Below are 16,035 nucleotides of genomic sequence, written 5' to 3'. Positions count from 1 at the left end.
CACCACCGCCGCCGGGACGGTGCGGTGATGGACGAGGCGCAGTCCATCGGCCAACGGATGCGCGACGCGCGCCTCCGGCTCGGCCTCACCCAGGCCGATGTCGCCGCCGCTCTCGGGCGCACCCAGGGATGGGTGTCCAAGGCGGAGAAGGGCCGCATCGAGCTGGACCGCACCAGTGTCATCAACGCCGTCGCCGGGGCCCTGCACATTCACCCCAACGAGCTGATCGACCGGCCGTACACCCGGGCCGCTCCGGCGAACCAGTGGCTGATCAGCGCGGCGGCGATCATAAGAGAGCTGCGGCGCTACGACCTGGCGCCCGTGTTCGACGGCACCCCGAGGCCGGCGGAGCAACTATGGGCCGACACCGGGAAGTTGCACCTGTCGCGCGACAACGCACAGCACAGCGGCATCCTGGCCGCGCTGCCCGACCTCCTGCGCGAAGCACGGGCCCTGGCCGAGCAGTCGAGCGGCCGGGAGCGGGAGGAGGCGTACGCGGTCTACGCCATCGCCTGCAAGTTCGGCCACACCTCGGCGCATGCCCTGGGCCACCCGGAACTGGTGACGATGACGTGCGAGCGAGCGGCGTGGGCCGCGTCGCACAGCGGTGATGCGTTGATGCCCGCCGTCGCCCACTGGATGCGCGTCTGGGACATGTGGGCCACGGCCGACTGGGACGACGCCGTGTCCCTGTCCGACAACGCGCTCGGGGACATCGAGCCGCTGTATCGCAGGGGAGACCCGCCGGCCACGCGGCTCTGGGGGACGCTGCACCTTCGCGCCGCCGTCTCGGCCGCCAGGGGAGGCCGACACGGCGAAGCGCGGCACCGCATCGAGCAGGCCCGGGAGGCAGCGGAGCGCGCGGCTCATGCGCCCCTGCCCTTCGACCGCCACAGCCTGACCTTCAGCGCGGGCAACGTCGCACTGCACGCGGTGAGCGTCGAATTGGAGATGTCCAACCAGGACGAGGCGCTGCGCCTCGACCGCCAGATGGATCACGCCGTTCTCGCGACGCTCCCCAGATCCCGGCGTGGGCACTACGCACTCGACCTGGCTCGCGCGCACCTGTGGTCGGGGGACCGTGAGCGCGCTCTGGCCCAACTGGAGAAGGCGGAGGCCACCGCGCCGCAGCTGATCCGCAATCACCCGATCGCGCGAGCGACTCTCCGCCGCATCCGGAGTGCGGAACGAGCAGGAGTGTCCGAGCGCCTGCGCCGCATGTCGTCACGTTTCCATCTGGACCACTGACCGAAGCGCCGCATTCGCGAAATCCCGAACCTATGCTGGGACATGACTGACCATCAGGCATAGGGCGGCAGGCATGGGCGACGACAACGCAACCGGCCGGCGGGTGCGACGGGCGCGGGAGGATCTGGGACTCACCCAGGAGCGTCTGGCCGAGCGGGCCGGGCTGAGCCTCGGCGTGATCAAGAAAATCGAGCGGGGCGGCGTCTGCCGCATCGACACCTACCACGCGATCGCACGCGCCCTCGGACTGCGCACGAGCCAGCTCTTCGAACCGCTGGAGCTGGGCGCGGACATGCATGCCGGCGACCGGTCGATCGCGCTCATGCCACTGCGGCAGGCGATCTCACCGCCTGTCACCGTCACCGGTCACCCGGCCCTCGGGGAGATGGGCGAGGAGATCCGACTCGACCACCTCAGGGAGACCGTCAGGGCCCTCGCGGGCCTCTACCACGCGGACGACTACCGTGCGCTCGGCGCGGCGCTGCCCGGCGCTGTCGCGGCGGCCCACCAGGCCGTGCGGCACTTCGACACCGGGCCCGAGCGTCGCGAGGCCCTGCTGATCCGCGCCACAGCGCTGCTGGAGGCCGGACGGTACCTGACGCAAGTGCGCGCCTACGACTTGGGGCACGTGGCGCTGACCGACGCCGTGCGCGACGCGGTCGCCGCAGGGGACCGGATGAAAGCGGCGGCGGGCGTCTACCTCCAGGGCTGGACGTTGCTGCGGCAGTCGCGGTTCGACGAGGCGGAACGTCTGTCGATCGCGGCCGCCGGCGAAGTGGAGCCGCGCCTGTCGCGGGCGACCAGGGCCGAACTCGGCCTTTGGGGGCGTCTGCTGCTGCGCGCGTCCACTTCGGCGGCCCGGAACGCCAAGGACACGGAGGCTCGGCAGTTGCTGCGCGTCGCGCGAGCCGCGGCCGTGGCGCTCGGGGAGGTGTCCGCGACGGACCCGCACAGCTACGGCCGGTTCGACTGGTCGTCGGTCGCGCTGATGGGCATCGAGAACAACATGATCGCCAAGCGGTACGACCGTGTGCTGATGCTGTCGGAACGACTGCCGGAAGGTCTGACGCTGACGTCGGACAACAGGCACCGGCACATGCTGGACGTGGCGCTCGCGGAGGCCGAGGTGCGCCGTCCGGACGAGGCGTTCCGCACGCTTTCGAGGCTGCGCAGCACGACACCGGAGTGGTTGCGGCACCAGCAGCTCGGGCGGGACGTCTTCCGGGCGGCGCGGAAACGGAAGCGGGCAGCGCTCACCGGGGAGCAGCGAGAGATCGGGGAGTTCCTGGGAGTGCAGTAGGGGGTGCACGCTCCGTGCACCCGCGCTCGTCGGAGAGTGCCCACAGGGCCACGCCGCGTGCCTGTTGACGGTGGAGCGCCCTCCGTAGTGTCGCTGGTCGCAACCTCTCAAGGAGCCGACCATGACGCGACCCGACGCTGTGCCCCCGTGGATGCCCCTCGGCGGCGCGGCGATACCGCCGTCCGGCCGGGGGCGGGATGCGCTGCACCGCTGCCACGCGTTCCGCGCGCCCCAGGCCGTCACCTGGTTCGGTGCGGCCGGTGAGCGGGCGATCGCGGTCAACTGCCCTGCCCCCGCCCGCATGCGTGTGGCCTGCTTCTCTCTCGTCCCGTAGGAGCGCTGTCGTGTCCACATCCGGATGTCCTCATGGCGGTGAGCTGGTGTTGCGGTGGGACGGGAAGCACTGCTCGTCCTGCGGTGTGCTGATCTACGCGGCGAACGTGTGCATCGACCCCCTTCCGCCCGCGCCCGCGCCTGAGCCCGGGGCCGCCGCCCCGAGTGGGGAGGTGAACCGGTGAAGGGGGTGATCGTCGCCGTGGAGATCGACGCCCGCACGGTCGCCGTCGGGGACCAGGTCATGATCGGCGGCCAGAGCTTCGTCGTGCGGGACTTGACCGCGCTGGGCGCTGGCCGCAAGCGGCTGGAGTTCCACTCGGGCGAGACGTTCGTCATGAACCGCACCACCGTGCTGTGGGCCGCCCGCCGCCACGACCCCCGCATCCCGAGGGGACGCCCCTGGTGACCCGCGCCCTGCGGCCCGAGCGCCCGTCGGCGCGGGTCAGCCGCCGAGGGCCCGCAGCCCTGGGGCGAAGGCGACGAGCAGGGGCACCGCCGGGATCAGCGTCGCGGCGGCGGCCAGGCGCAGCCGGTGCGCGGCGGGCAGCCGCTGCGCGGGCCCGAGCAGCCGGTGCACGCGGTGCGGCACGTGCGCGTGGTGCGGGTCGCGCGCGAACGCCCCCCGGTCCTCGTTGAGCCCGACCAGCGCCAGGGCCGTGGTCAGGCGGCCGAACCGGCGGGACGCCACGTCGTCGGCGGCCAGTTCGATCAGGCGGTGCACCTGCTGCTGGAAGGCGGCGAACACCGGCACCTGGGGGAACCCGCCCGCCAGCGCGCCCGCGCAGTGCAGCAGCCAGTGGTGCCTGGCCCTGACGTGCCCCTGCTCGTGCGCGGTGACGGCATCGAGCTGCCTGCGGTTCAGGCGGCGCAGCGCACCGGTCGTGATCACCAGCCGCGGCGTGGGCCCGGTGAGCAGCCAGGCATCGGGGCGGTCGTCCTCAAGGACGACCAGCCGGTCCGAGGCATCGGCCGCCTCCCACGGCAGCCGCGGCGAACGGGTCAGCAACTCCGCGCGGCGCCTGCGGCGTTCCGCGCGCCCCCGGCGCACCTCCCGCGTGAGCATCACAGCGGTCCAGGCGCCTCCGCAGGCCAGCAGCAGCGCCAGCGCGGCGGCCCAGCGCTGCCCGTCCTGCCCGAGCGCGTAGGCGTCGATGACCTGGCTCGGAGCGGGCGCGAACAGGTGGCCGCGCACGCCGTTCCACGCGGCGGCTCCGGCGAGCGCCATCGCCAGGACACAGCACAGCAGCACCGCGGCCACCACGCACTGCCAGACCCACAGCGCGACCACCGGCTCCCGGTCCGGCCACGACCCACGGGCCAGCACGCGCGGCGCCATCGCCGCGGTGAGGCCGCCCAGCACGAGCAGTGTCATGGCGATCACCATGCCTCCAGCCTAGAACGCGGCGCCGCGCCCACCGCGGTCGGGCACCCGTTCCTGTGGCGTACGCCTCAGCGACCGCCGGCTCCCGTGCCGCCACCGGTGCCGGGCGGGCGGCACCGGGCGCGCCGTACGATGCTGCGCGTGGGGACGAGCGGAGAGACCACAGGTTCGCTGGGATTCAGGACCGCGACCGAGGCCGACGTGCCCGCGGTGGTGGCCCTGGTGGAGTCCGCCTACCGCGGCGAGCGGAGCCGCGCGGGCTGGACGACCGAGGCCGACCTCCTCGACGGCCGGCGCACCGGGCCCGACGAGGTGGGTGCCGCGCTGGCGGATCCGCGCGGCCGGCTGCTGCTCGCCGAGCGGAACGGGGACCTGGTCGCCTGCTGCCGCCTCAGCCGCGAGGACGGGAAGGAGGGCGGGGACGAACGGGGAACGGCGCTGTTCGGGATGTTCGCGGTCCGGCCCGACCTCCAGGCGGCCGGGCTCGGGCGCCTCGTGCTCGCCGAGGCCGAACGGGTCGCGCGCGAGGAGTGGGGCGCCGGGCGGATCGAGATGCAGGTGCTGACCCCGCGCGCGGAGCTGATCGCCTGGTACGAGCGCCGCGGGTACGCGCGCACGGGCACCACGTCCCCGTTCCCCTACGGCGACGAGCGGTTCGGCCTGCCGCGGCACGCCGGGCTGGAGTTCGAGACGCTGGTCAAGCGTCTGTCCTGACGGCCCGCCCCCTCACTCACCTCACCCACCCCCCTTCCCCCTTCCTCCCTGCCCCCTGCCCGCCCGTCGCCGCGCGCGGGCGCGCACCCGCGCGCGGCGGCCGGTCCGCGGTGTCCGCGGGGCGGCCGTGGGCCGCTCCCCGTCTTCGGCGGCGACCGCCGGCCCTCCCGCGACGGGCGAGCCGTTCACATTCCCGCTGCCCACCTGGTTGAGCGGATGATCTGCTCAGGATACCGTGGTATCACGCAAAATCTACTGTGGAGGGTGGGTCATGACGGTAACTTTGGCGTCTTCGGGGTCGGAGGGCGGCGCTGTCGCTGACGTCCGCGTCGTCGACCACCCGGCCTGGGGCGAGCTGAAACGAGCCGTGGCGGCCATCCGCCCGGCCCAGTCGAAGGACGGTTCCATCGACTTCGGTGCCGAGGCGGCACCGGACCGCGCCGAGGTCACCCGCCTGGCCGAACGCGCCGTCGCCGCGATCGAGCGGCTCTCCCCCCTGCTGCCGCACGACGCCGACTACCACCGGGCCCTCGTCGCCGACCTGCGCCGCTGGGCCGCCGAGGGCTTCGGCGTGCCCGACTTCCTCGACTCGCTGCTCGCCTTCCGGCCGAGCGCCGACCGCGCGGACAGGCGGCAGCATCTCGTCGTCTTCCCCATGTACACGCAGAACGGCAACCCGGACCGCAACCTGGAAGCGGTCGTCGTACGCGTCGTGTGGCCCGACTGGCTCGCGGAGCTGGAGCGCACCCGCTTCGACAACCCGATGTTCCTCGGCATCACCTTCGAGGACTTCACCCCGGGCTACGACACGAACTCCGCGGTGCTCTTCCCCGAGACCGTCGCGGTCCGCAAGGCACCGGAACGTTTCACCTGGGGCGCCATCTTCTGCGACCGCGAAGCCGCCCGCTTCCGCCGCGTGGTCGGCGCGGCCTGCGAGACCACCGGTCTGAGCCTGCCGGAGGAGGCCCGCGGGCTGCTCACCGACCAGGAACGCTGCCAGCAGACGTTCGTGCTCTGGGACCTGATCCACGACCGCACGCACAGCCACGGCGACCTGCCGTTCGACCCGTTCATGATCAAGCAGCGGCAGCCGTTCTGGATGTACGGCCTCGAAGAGCTGCGCTGCGACCTCACCGCGTTCCACGAGGCCGGCCTGCTCGCCGCCGAGGGCCACCCGCAGGGCCGGGACGTGCAGTACGCGGTGCTGCTCGACCGCGTGTTCCGCTTCCCGGTCACCGGCGCCCGCAGCCGCAACTACGACGGGCTCGGCGGGCAGCTGCTGTTCGCCTACCTGCACCAGCACGACGCGCTGCGCTGGACGGACAACCGGCTGAGCGTCGACTGGGAGCGCGCCCGGGTGATCACGGCCAGGCTGCGCGAGGAGATCGAAGTCCTCTACCGCAAGGGCATCGACCGGCCCAAGATCGTGCACTGGCTCAAGGCGTACGAGCTGGTCGCCGCCCACCTCGCGCCCCACCCCGCCTCGCGGTGGGCCAAGGGCGCCGACGCCCTCGACCTGACCCTGCCGCCGCGCAAGCTGGTCGACGACGTGCTTCCTGACGAGTTCCCGCTGAGCCTGTTCTACGAGGCGCTCGCCAAGAAACTGCGCACGGTGATCGAGTCGACCCGCGGCATCACGGCGGACGAGCGGCGGGCGGAGGCCGCGTGATCACGGCCTCGCGTCCGGGGGCATCATGGAGCCCGGAGAGGGAGGCCGCCGGGGCGGCGACCACGACGAGGAAGGCGCACACATGACCAGCAGCACGCCGGAACCGGCGGACGGCAGCGCCCTCGCGGGCGCGGTCGTCGCCGTGGCGGGCGCGGGCGGCCCCGCCGGCCGCGCCGCCCTGCTCGGCCTGGCGCGGCGCGGCGCCACCGTCGTCGCCGCCGACGCGGACGCGCAGCGCCTGGCCGAGGCCGTGGACGCGGCGCGCTTCGCGCACGGCGGCGCCCGGGTCACCGGGGACGCCGTCGACCTGCTGGACGCAGGAGCCACCCGCGCGTGGGCGGCCAAGGCGGAGAAGGAGTACGGGCGCGTCGACGGACTGGTCCACCTGGTCGGCGGCTGGCGCGGCTCCGCGTCCTTCGCCGAGACCGACCTCGCCGACTGGGACCTGCTCCACGACCTGCTGGTCCGCACCGTGCAGCACACCTCGCTCGCCTTCGAGGGCCCGCTGACCCGGTCGGGGAACGGCCGCTGGGTGCTGGTCAGCGCCGCCGGCGCCAGCCGCCCGACCGCGGGGAACGCCGCCTACGCCGCCGCCAAGGCCGCCGCCGAGGCGTGGACCCTCGCCCTCGCCGACGGCTTCCGCAGGAGCGCGGCCGGCGGCCCGCCGCCCGCCGCCGCCGTGGTCCTCGTGGTCAAGGCCCTGGTGACGCAGGCGATGCGGGACCGGAAGCCCGGCGCCGCGTTCGCCGGCTTCACCGACGTCGAGGAGCTGGCCGAGACCATCTGCGGCCTGTGGAGCAGGCCCACCGACGAAGTGAACGGAAACCGCCTGTGGCTGACTCCCTGACCCGCACCGACGCCGAGCGCCGCCACGACCCGGACGCGCGCGGCTTCGCCAGCGACAACTACGCCGGCGTCCACCCCGAGATACTGGCCGCGCTCAGTCTCGCGAACGGCGGCCACCAGCCCGCCTACGGCGCCGACGACTACACCGCGCACCTGCAACACATATTCCGCGACCACTTCGGCCCGCGCGCCGAGGCGTTCCCCGTCTTCAACGGAACCGGCGCCAACGTCGTCGCCCTCCAGGCCCTCACCGACCGGTGGGGCGCGGTGGTGACCACCACGAACGCGCACGTCCACACCGACGAATGCGGCGCGCCCGAGCGCGTCGGCGGCCTGAAGCTGCTGCCCGTGCCCACGCCCGACGGCAAGCTGACCCCCGACCTGGTGGCCCGGGAGGCGTACGGCTTCGAGGACCAGCACCGCGCGATGCCGCAGGTCGTGTCGCTGACCCAGAGCACCGAACTCGGCACCCTCTACACGCCCGAGGAGATCCGCGCCGTCGCGGACTTCGCGCACGAGCGCGGCATGGCCCTCCACGTCGACGGCGCCCGGATCGCCAACGCGGCGGCGGCCCTGGGCCTGCCCCTGCGCGCGTTCACCACCGACGTGGGCGTGGACGTGGTGTCGTTCGGCGGCACCAAGAACGGCATGCTGTTCGGCGAGGCCGTGGTGGTGCTGCGGCCCGAGGCCGTGCGCGCCATGCCCCACGTGCGCAAGCAGTCCATGCAGCTGGCGGCCAAGATGCGTTTCGTCTCCGCCCAGTTCGAGGCGCTGCTCGCGGGGGACCTGTGGCTGCGTTCGGCCGGCCGCGCCAACGCGATGGCCGCCCGGCTGGCCGCCGCGGTCCGCGACGTGCCCGGCGTGCGGGTGCTGTACCCGGTGCAGGCCAACGTGGTCTTCGCCCGCCTGCCGCACGAGACGATCGAACGGCTGGGCAAGCGGCACCACTTCTACGTCTGGGACGAGGCGGCAGGCGACGTCCGCTGGATGTGCTCCCACGACACGACCGAGGCGGACGTCGACGCCTTCGCCGCCGCGCTCCGCGAGGAGGCGGCCCGCACGGAAGCGCCGGCCTGAGTCCTGTCCCGCGGTCGTGCCCGTTCGGCTCGCGCCGGGGGACACCTCCGGCCGCCGGGTCGGGAGGGGCCCGGCGGGAGCGTCGGGACCGCGCCTAACGTGCCCCTGGGGCCGGCGCGGTCCCGCCCAGGTGGGCCGGCAGCCACCACGCGTCCTCGGGGCCTTCGGGCTTGGCGGGGTAGGCGCGCTGCGCCGCCTCAAGCAGCTCCTGCACCCGGTCGCGCAGCCGTTCCGTCAGCGACGCCGCCGACTCCTCGGGATCGGGGGTCATCGGCTCGCCGACCCGGATCGTGATCGGCACGTGGCTGCGGCTGAAGTCGCGCTTGCGGCCCTTGGTCCACAGCCGCTGCGTGCCCCACAGCGCCACCGGCAGCACCGGAACGCCGGCCTGCTGCGCCATGCGCGCGGCGCCCGACTTGAACTTCTTCAGCGTGAACGACGGGGAGATCGTCGCCTCGGGGAACACCCCGACGATCTCGCCCGAGCGCAGGGCCTTCAAGGCGTGCTCGAAGGCGTGCTCGCCCTGGGCCCGGTCCACCGGGATGTGCTTCATGGCACGCATCAGCGGACCCGACACGCGGTGCTTGAAGACCGATTCCTTGGCCATGAAGCGCACCAGCCGCTTGCGGGGGCGCGCCGCGAGTCCGGCGAAGACGAAGTCGAGGTAGCCGATGTGGTTGCTGACCAGCACGGCACCGCCGCGCCGCGGCACGTGCTCGCTGCCGGCGATGTCGAAGCGCAGGTCGAGCGCCTTGAACATCGTCCGGGCAACGGCGATGACCGGCGGGTAAACAAGCTCTGCCATGCGGGGCCCTTCTTCCGAGCGGGAGGAACCTACGCCTCCGTAACTTCCGGCATCGCCCGATCGTGCCCGAAAGCGGTCTCGAACGCCAGCCCGGCGCCCGGCCGGCCCCGCGGGGCGGGGCGGCGGCGGAATGAAACGGGCGGCCGACCGCGCTGCACCCCGTGACGCGACGGTGAGGGAAGCACGGCGGGAGACACGGCATGCGGGACCGGGACCACGGGCAGGACGGGGCGGGGCAGGGCGAGCCGGAGGCGCCCGGCCGGCTGACGGCCGCGGCGCTCGGCGTGGGGCGGCTGGGGGAGCGGGCGACGCTGGTGCAGTTCTCGACGGCGTTCTGCCGGCCCTGCGCGGCGACCCGGCGGGTCCTGGCCGACGTGGCCGCGATGGTCGGAGGGGTCGCGCACGTGGAGATCGACGCGGAGTCCAGGCTCGGCCTCGTCCGCGGGCTCGGGATCACCGCCACCCCCACCGTTCTCGTGCTCGACGCGGCCGGCCGCGAGGTGCGCAGGGCCGCGGGGCAGCCGCGCAGGGCGGACGTCATCGCGGCGCTCGGCGCGGCGATCGACGCGGAGCGGCCGGCCGGGGACGGCGGCGGTGCGGCGGGCTGATCCGGGGCAGGGATCAGGGGACGGCAGGTGGCGGAACGGCGCACGGACACCGCGTTTGATCTGACCATACGCACGTTGGCAAGGTCACAGTGCGACATTCTTGCGGAGGGGGGATACCCTGGTTGTACTGACGAGTAACAATCCGGGTGATCTTCCCGTGCCCGTGTGCGGACCGAGAGCGGTAGGAGAGAGACGGCGTGAGCTTGAAGATCGTTGTCTGTGTGAAGTACGTGCCCGACGCCACCGGTGACCGGGGCTTCGCCGAGGATCTGACGACCGACAGGGAAGCCGTGGACGGCTTGCTGTCCGAACTGGACGAGTACGCGGTCGAACAGGCGCTGCGCCTCGCCGAGGACGCGGACGACGCCGAGGTCACCGTCCTCACCGTCGGCCCCGAGGACGCGAACGACGCGCTGCGCAAGGCCCTGTCCATGGGCGCGGACAAGGCCGTGCACGTCGAGGACGACGACCTGCACGGCACCGACGTGATGGGCACCTCCCTGGTGCTCGCCAAGGCCGTCGAGCACACCGGCTACGACCTGGTGATCTGCGGCATGGCCTCGACCGACGGCAGCATGGGCGTGCTGCCCGCGCTGCTCGCCGAACGCCTCGGCGTCCCGCAGGTGACGCTGCTCTCCGAACTCGGCCTGACCGACGGCAAGGTCGGCGGCCGGCGCGACGGGGACGCCGCGACCGAGCGGCTCGAAGCGGACCTGCCCGCGGTCGTCTCCGTCACCGACCAGTCGGGCGAGGCGCGTTACCCCTCCTTCAAGGGCATCATGGCCGCCAAGAAGAAGCCGGTGGAGAACCTCGACCTGGAGGACCTCGGCATCGAGGCGGACGAGGTCGGCCTGGCCGGCGCGAGGACCGAGGTGCTGTCCGCGACCGCGCGCCCGCCGCGCACGGCGGGCGAGATCGTCACCGACGAGGGCGAGGGCGGCAAGCAGGTCGCGGCCTTCCTCGCGGAGCACAAGTTCATCTGACGGACCGGCCCCGCCCGCACCCCGTCACCAGACCACCCCGCCCGCACCTCTCGCTGGAGAACGATCCCATGGCCGAAGTCCTTGTCTACGTCGACCACGTGGACGGCGATGTCCGCAAGCCGACCCTGGAACTGCTCACCCTCGCCCGCCGCGTCGGCGACCCCGTCGCCGTCCACCTCGGCCCCGGAGCCGGCAACGCCGCGGGCGTCCTGGCCGAACACGGCGCCGTCCGCGTACTCGCCGCCGACGCCCAGGAGTTCACCGACTACCTCGTGGTGCCCAAGGTCGACGCCCTCCAGGCGGCGGCCGAGGCCGTCGGCCCCGCCGCCGTCCTGATCCCCTCGTCCGCCGAGGGCAAGGAGATCGCCGCGCGCCTCGCGCTGCGCCTCGGCTCCGGCCTCATCACCGACGCCGTGGACCTGGAGGCGGGCGAGGAGGGCCCCGTCGCCCACCAGTCGGTGTTCGCCGCCGCGTTCACCACCACATCCCGCGTCACCCAGGGCACGCCGGTCATCACGGTGAAGCCGAACTCGGCCGCCCCCGAGGCCGCGCCCGCCGCGGGCACCGTCGAGGAACTCGCCGTCTCCTTCGGGCCGTCGGCCACCGGCACCCGCGTGGTCTCGCGCAGCCGGCGCGAGTCCACCGGAAGGCCCGACCTCACCGAGGCCGCCATCGTGGTCTCCGGCGGCCGGGGCGTGAACGGAGCGGAGAACTTCGCCCTGATCGAGGAACTCGCCGACGCGCTCGGCGCGGCCGTCGGCGCCTCGCGCGCCGCCGTCGACGCCGGCTGGTACCCGCACGCGCACCAGGTCGGACAGACCGGCAAGACCGTCTCCCCGCAGCTGTACGTCGCCGCCGGCATCTCCGGCGCGATCCAGCACCGCGCGGGCATGCAGACCTCGAAGACCATCGTCGCCATCAACAAGGACAGCGAGGCGCCGATCTTCGAGCTGGCGGACTACGGCCTGGTCGGCGACCTGTTCGACGTCGTCCCCGCGCTCACGGCAGAGGTGCGCGCCCGCAAGGGCTGACGCCCGGCCCCGCGCCGCGCCCGCCGCGCGCTCCTCATCAGGTGACCGCGGCGGGCGCCGCCGCGCGCGAACGCCGGAAGAACCCGCGCCGGCTTCCCCCGCCGGCCCGCGGCGCGGCGTCGCGCTCCGGGGCCGCCGGGCGGCGCGTCCTGCGCCGCTCCGCCTCGTGCCCCGGCAGGGCGGGCGGCGGCCCGCTCCCGTCGTCCTCGGCCAGAAGCCCGAACGCCAGCCCGGCGAGCATGTGCTGTTGGTCCATGACCGTCTCCTCCACGAATCCCGGATGCGGCGGAATCCCCGCCGGCCACCAGCCTGCGGCAGGCATATGACGCGCTCTTTGCCCGGCGGTCAACTCTCCGTGGCGGCGCGGCGGCACGGCGTGAACGCCGGATGACGCGCGATCCGTTGTGTTCCCTCCCGCCGCCGGGTACGTTGCTGGCGCACCGCATCGCCGACGAGGTGCCGAACGGGGCGCTCCCCGCCCGACGGGAGGCCGCATGGCAGCGGGGGAACCGGCCACCAGCCTGACGGCCGCCGCGCGCGCGGCGGCCGACGCCTCGCTCGCCGCCGTCGACGCCGACCTCGCCCGCCGCTACCCGGGCGATCCGACCGGCCGGCAGCCGGTGCACACCGTCTACGTCCCCGCCGACCGCTTCGCCCGGGACACCGTGCACGCCTGGGGCGAGGCCGCCCGGGCGCTGCTCGCCGAACACGCGCCGGACGCGCCGGCGTTCGCCGCGGCCCTCGGCCTGCCGCGCGCGCTGGCCGGGCCCGTGTACGAACGGGTGCTCGCCAAGCTCGGCCGGGAGCCCGTGGAGGACCTGCGCGTCGACTTCGAGGACGGCTACGGAACCCGCCCGGACGCCGAGGAGGACGCCGACGCCGCCCGGGCCGCCCGCCTGCTCGCCCGGGCCCGCGCCGACGGCACCGCACCGCCGTTCGCCGGCCTGCGCGTCAAGAGCCTGGAGGCCCCCGCGCGGGCCCGCGGCATCCGCACCCTCGACGTCTTCCTCACCGCGCTGGCCGACGCGGGACCGCCGCCGCCCGGCCTGCGCATCACACTGCCCAAGGCCGGCTACCCGGAACAGGTCGCCGCGATGGCCCGGCTGTGCGAGGAGTTCGAGCGGGCGTTCGCCCTGCCGCGCGGGCGCCTAACGTTCGAGATCCAGATCGAGACCACGCAGGCCGTCCTCGGCGCCGACGGCCGGGCCACCGTCGCGCGCATGATCGACGCGGCCGAGGGCCGCCTCGTCGCGCTGCACTACGGCACGTTCGACTACAGCGCGGCCTGCGGGGTCGGCGCCGCCCACCAGAGCCCCGACCACCCCGTGGCCGACCACGCCAAGGCCGTGATGCAGGCCGCCGCCGCGGGCCGCGGCGTCCAGCTCTCCGACGGCTCGACCAACGTGCTCCCCGTCGGCTCCACGCAGCAGGTGCACCGGGCCTGGCGGGCGCACCACGGCCTGGTCAGGCGGGCCCTGGCGCGCGCCTACTACCAGGGCTGGGACATGCACCCCGGCCACCTGCCGACCCGTTACGCGGCCGTGTACGGCCACTACCGCGAGGGACTGCCGGAAGCGGCGGAACGTCTCGCCGCCTACACGGGCGGCACCGCGTCCGGCGTGCTCGACGAACCCGCCACCGCGCGGGCGCTCAGCGGCTTCCTGCTGCGCGGACTCGACTGCGGAGCGCTCGACACGGCCGAGGTGACCGGCCCCACCGGCCTGACCCGCACCCGCCTCCACGCGCTGGCCGGCCGCCGGGACCCGTGACCGGCGCCGCCGGGAGCGTCCCGCCGGCCCGGGCGCCGGCGCATCCGACTGGACAACCCGGGCCACCACGGATCAGGCTTCCTGTCCATGACCACTGATCTTGTCGCTGCCGTGGACATCGGCGGCACGAAAATCGCCGGCGCCCTCGTGGACGCCGACGGTGTGCTTCTCCACCGTGTGCAGCGCCCCACCCCGGCCAAGGACCCGGCCGAGGGCGTCATGCGTGCACTGACCGGCGTGCTCACGGCGCTGACCGAGCACGCCGCGTGGGAGCGTGTCGTGGCCGTCGGCATCGGCAGCGCGGGCCCGGTCGACGCCCGCCTCGGCACGGTCAGCCCGGTCAACATCCCCGGCTGGCGCGACTTCCCGCTCGTCGACGGCGTCCGCGCGACCGTCGGCGCCCTGCCCGTCACGCTGGTCGGCGACGGCGCGGCCATCGCCGCGGGCGAGCACTGGCGCGGCGCCGCGCGCGACCGCGCCAACGCGCTGTGCATGGTGGTCTCCACCGGCGTCGGCGGCGGCCTGATCCTGGACGGGCGCCTGCGCCCGGGACCCACGGGCAACGCCGGCCACATCGGCCACATCAGCGTCGACTTCAACGGCGACCTGTGCCCCTGCGGCGGTCGCGGCTGCGTGGAACGCATCGCCAGCGGCACGAACATCGCCCGCTACGCGCTCGCGGCCGGCTGGCGCCCCGAGCCCGAGGACGGCGACGCCACCGCCGCGGGTGTCGCCCGCGCGGCGGCCCGGGGCAACCCGGTGGCCGTCGAGGCGTTCGAACGGTCGGCGCACGCGCTCGCCGCCGGCATCGCCGCGACCGCGACCCTCGTCGAGCTGGAGACCGTCGTGGTCGGCGGGGGAGTGAGCCTGTCGGGCGAGGTGCTGTTCGGCCCGCTGCGCCGCGCGCTCGGCGCGTACGCCACGCTGCCGTTCGTGCGGTCCATCGAGGTCGTGCCCGCGCAGCTCGGTGCCGACGCGGGGCTGGTCGGCGCCGCCGCCGCCTGCTGGAGCGACGCGGCCACGTTTCTGGCCCACGGCGCAGCGGGCAACTGACACAAGGGCGAACAAGGAGGGGGACCGTGATTATCTGGCTGAACGGCGCCTTCGGCGCGGGCAAGACGACCGTCGCCCACGAGCTGCTGCACCTGCTGCCGGGCAGCACGCTCTACGACCCGGAGCTCGTCGCCGCCGGGCTGCGCGCCATGCTGCCCAAGGAGCGGCTGGCCCACGTCGACGAGGTCCAGGACCTGCCCTCCTGGCGCCGGCTCGTCGTCGACACGGGGGCCGCGCTGCTGGCCGAGCTGCCCGGCCCGCTGATCGCGCCCATGACGCTTCTCGAACAGGAGTACCGCGACGAGATATTCGGCGGGTTCGCCGCCCGCCGCATACCCGTGCAGCACTTCCTGCTCCACGTAGAAGAAACGTTCCTGCGCAGCCGGATCGACCAGCGCGCCGCGGTCGACGGCGACGCCGTGCGCGGCTGGTGCCTCGGCCACCTGCCGCGCTACGGCGCCGCACTCCCGTGGCTGACCGCGGACGCCCACACCCTGGAGACCTCGCGGCTCACGCCGCGGCAGACCGCGGAACTGCTCGCCGAGGGCGTCAGAACGGGCGCCGGCACGTGCGAGATCGTGCAGACCCCCGCGCCGAGCGCCGAGACCCTGGCGGCCGGCGTCCTGTTCTTCGACGACGAGGACCGCGTCCTGCTGGTCGACCCCACCTACAAGCCGGGCTGGGAGTTCCCCGGCGGTGTCGTCGAGGCCGGCGAGCCGCCGGCCCGGGCCGCTGTGCGCGAGGTCGCCGAGGAACTGGGCCTGCACCTCACCCACGAACCCGCCCTGCTCATCGTCGACTGGGAGCCGCCCTCCCCGCCCCGCTTCGGCGGCCTGCGCCTTCTCTTCGACGGCGGGCGGCTCGCCCCCGACCGGATGCGCGACCTGCTGCTTCCGGGCGCCGAGCTGCGCGGCTGGCGGTTCGCCGCCCAGGACGAGGCAGAACGGCTGCTGTCGCCCGGCAGGTTCGCCCGGTTGCGCTGGGCGCTGCGCGCCCGCGCCGAGGGCCGGCCGCTCAACCTGGAGGCGGGCGTCCCCGTGGGCGGCTGACACCGGCCGCCGAATCGCGCGCCGGCCGCGCCGCATCTAGCGTGGCGGTGACGGCCCCGGACCGGGGAGAGCCCTGCCGGATCGGTGACAGCCATGCGCCTGCCGGAGCACCCGGAGTACATAGCCAACGCCCATGACGGCCCCGCCGGCGAACCGCCCGGCTGGG

The 16,035-nt window shown here is 74.3% G+C and carries 17 protein-coding genes; 14 read left to right on the top strand and 3 right to left on the bottom strand.

From position 1 onward, the window contains the following. Positions 1-24: 24 nt before the first annotated feature. The 4 genes from LC193_RS00230 to LC193_RS00215 all read left to right on the top strand — a co-directional run bounded on the left by LC193_RS00230 (position 25) and on the right by LC193_RS00215 (position 3,290). Positions 25-1,248, top strand: coding sequence for a helix-turn-helix domain-containing protein (locus LC193_RS00230; RefSeq protein ID WP_226070060.1), 1,224 nt, complete (start codon positions 25-27; stop codon positions 1,246-1,248). A gap of 73 nt (positions 1,249-1,321) precedes the next feature. After that, a complete protein-coding gene (locus tag LC193_RS00225) occupies positions 1,322-2,548 on the top strand; it encodes a helix-turn-helix domain-containing protein (protein ID WP_226070058.1) in 1,227 nt (408 codons plus the stop codon). Between the two features lie 121 nt (positions 2,549-2,669). Then, complete coding sequence (locus LC193_RS00220) at positions 2,670-2,882, top strand: hypothetical protein (protein ID WP_226070055.1); 213 nt, start codon at positions 2,670-2,672, stop codon at positions 2,880-2,882. A 180-nt stretch (positions 2,883-3,062) separates the two neighbouring features. After that, positions 3,063-3,290 (top strand): hypothetical protein, encoded by a 228-nt coding sequence (locus LC193_RS00215; protein ID WP_086161868.1) that lies wholly within the window; start codon positions 3,063-3,065, stop codon positions 3,288-3,290. Positions 3,291-3,326: 36 nt separating this feature from the next. Here the strand turns inward: LC193_RS00215 and LC193_RS00210 are convergent, their stop codons facing one another. Continuing rightward, entirely contained in the window at positions 3,327-4,268 is a 942-nt protein-coding gene (locus tag LC193_RS00210; RefSeq protein ID WP_226070053.1) for a M56 family metallopeptidase, read from the bottom strand. A 129-nt stretch (positions 4,269-4,397) separates the two neighbouring features. Between LC193_RS00210 and LC193_RS00205 the strand changes: the two genes are divergently transcribed. From LC193_RS00205 to LC193_RS00190, 4 genes are all read left to right on the top strand, one after another. Next, complete coding sequence (locus LC193_RS00205) at positions 4,398-4,979, top strand: GNAT family N-acetyltransferase (protein ID WP_404819321.1); 582 nt, start codon at positions 4,398-4,400, stop codon at positions 4,977-4,979. Between the two features lie 271 nt (positions 4,980-5,250). Beyond that, a complete protein-coding gene (locus LC193_RS00200) occupies positions 5,251-6,648 on the top strand; it encodes a DUF6421 family protein (protein ID WP_226070047.1) in 1,398 nt (465 codons plus the stop codon). Between the two features lie 82 nt (positions 6,649-6,730). Then, positions 6,731-7,495, top strand: coding sequence for an SDR family NAD(P)-dependent oxidoreductase (locus tag LC193_RS00195; RefSeq protein WP_226070033.1), 765 nt, complete (start codon positions 6,731-6,733; stop codon positions 7,493-7,495). Next, positions 7,480-8,571, top strand: a complete 1,092-nt coding sequence (locus LC193_RS00190) for a threonine aldolase family protein (protein ID WP_226070030.1) — start codon at positions 7,480-7,482, stop codon at positions 8,569-8,571. Before LC193_RS00195 ends, LC193_RS00190 begins: the two co-directional genes overlap by 16 nt. Positions 8,572-8,665: 94 nt before the next feature. Here the strand turns inward: LC193_RS00190 and LC193_RS00185 are convergent, their stop codons facing one another. Next, the gene (locus tag LC193_RS00185; protein WP_226070025.1) at positions 8,666-9,376 is read right to left on the bottom strand and encodes a lysophospholipid acyltransferase family protein; all 711 of its coding nucleotides are present in this window, start codon (positions 9,374-9,376) and stop codon (positions 8,666-8,668) included. A gap of 200 nt (positions 9,377-9,576) precedes the next feature. Here LC193_RS00185 and LC193_RS00180 point away from each other — a divergent pair, with 200 nt between their 5' ends. From LC193_RS00180 to LC193_RS00170, 3 genes are all read left to right on the top strand, one after another. Beyond that, entirely contained in the window at positions 9,577-9,984 is a 408-nt protein-coding gene (locus LC193_RS00180; protein ID WP_226070014.1) for a TlpA family protein disulfide reductase, read from the top strand. 197 nt (positions 9,985-10,181) lie between these two features. After that, positions 10,182-10,967: an electron transfer flavoprotein subunit beta/FixA family protein gene (locus LC193_RS00175; protein WP_226070011.1), complete on the top strand. Its 786-nt coding sequence runs from the start codon at positions 10,182-10,184 to the stop codon at positions 10,965-10,967. 68 nt (positions 10,968-11,035) lie between these two features. Beyond that, complete coding sequence (locus tag LC193_RS00170; protein WP_226070009.1) at positions 11,036-11,998, top strand: electron transfer flavoprotein subunit alpha/FixB family protein; 963 nt, start codon at positions 11,036-11,038, stop codon at positions 11,996-11,998. Positions 11,999-12,035: 37 nt separating this feature from the next. On the opposite strand, the gene LC193_RS00165 is transcribed toward LC193_RS00170, so the two are convergent. Then, on the bottom strand, positions 12,036-12,254 hold the full coding sequence (locus LC193_RS00165) for a hypothetical protein (protein ID WP_226070007.1): 219 nt from the start codon (positions 12,252-12,254) through the stop codon (positions 12,036-12,038). A gap of 238 nt (positions 12,255-12,492) precedes the next feature. Between LC193_RS00165 and LC193_RS00160 the strand changes: the two genes are divergently transcribed. From LC193_RS00160 to LC193_RS00150, 3 genes are all read left to right on the top strand, one after another. After that, positions 12,493-13,767 carry a DUF6986 family protein gene (locus LC193_RS00160; protein ID WP_226070004.1) on the top strand — a complete coding sequence of 425 codons (1,275 nt, stop codon included), beginning with the start codon at positions 12,493-12,495 and terminating at the stop codon, positions 13,765-13,767. Positions 13,768-13,854: 87 nt separating this feature from the next. Then, the gene (locus LC193_RS00155) at positions 13,855-14,820 is read left to right on the top strand and encodes an ROK family protein (protein WP_226070001.1); all 966 of its coding nucleotides are present in this window, start codon (positions 13,855-13,857) and stop codon (positions 14,818-14,820) included. A gap of 26 nt (positions 14,821-14,846) precedes the next feature. Further along, positions 14,847-15,869: an NUDIX hydrolase gene (locus LC193_RS00150; protein WP_226069998.1), complete on the top strand. Its 1,023-nt coding sequence runs from the start codon at positions 14,847-14,849 to the stop codon at positions 15,867-15,869. Positions 15,870-16,035 lie beyond the last annotated feature (166 nt).

Origin of the sequence: Streptomyces marincola (genome assembly GCF_020410765.1) — a bacterium.
Classification (GTDB): Bacteria; Actinomycetota; Actinomycetes; order Streptomycetales; family Streptomycetaceae; genus Streptomyces; species Streptomyces marincola.
Note: the sequence above shows the minus strand (reverse complement) of the source record. Positions and strands in the feature narration are given on the sequence as shown.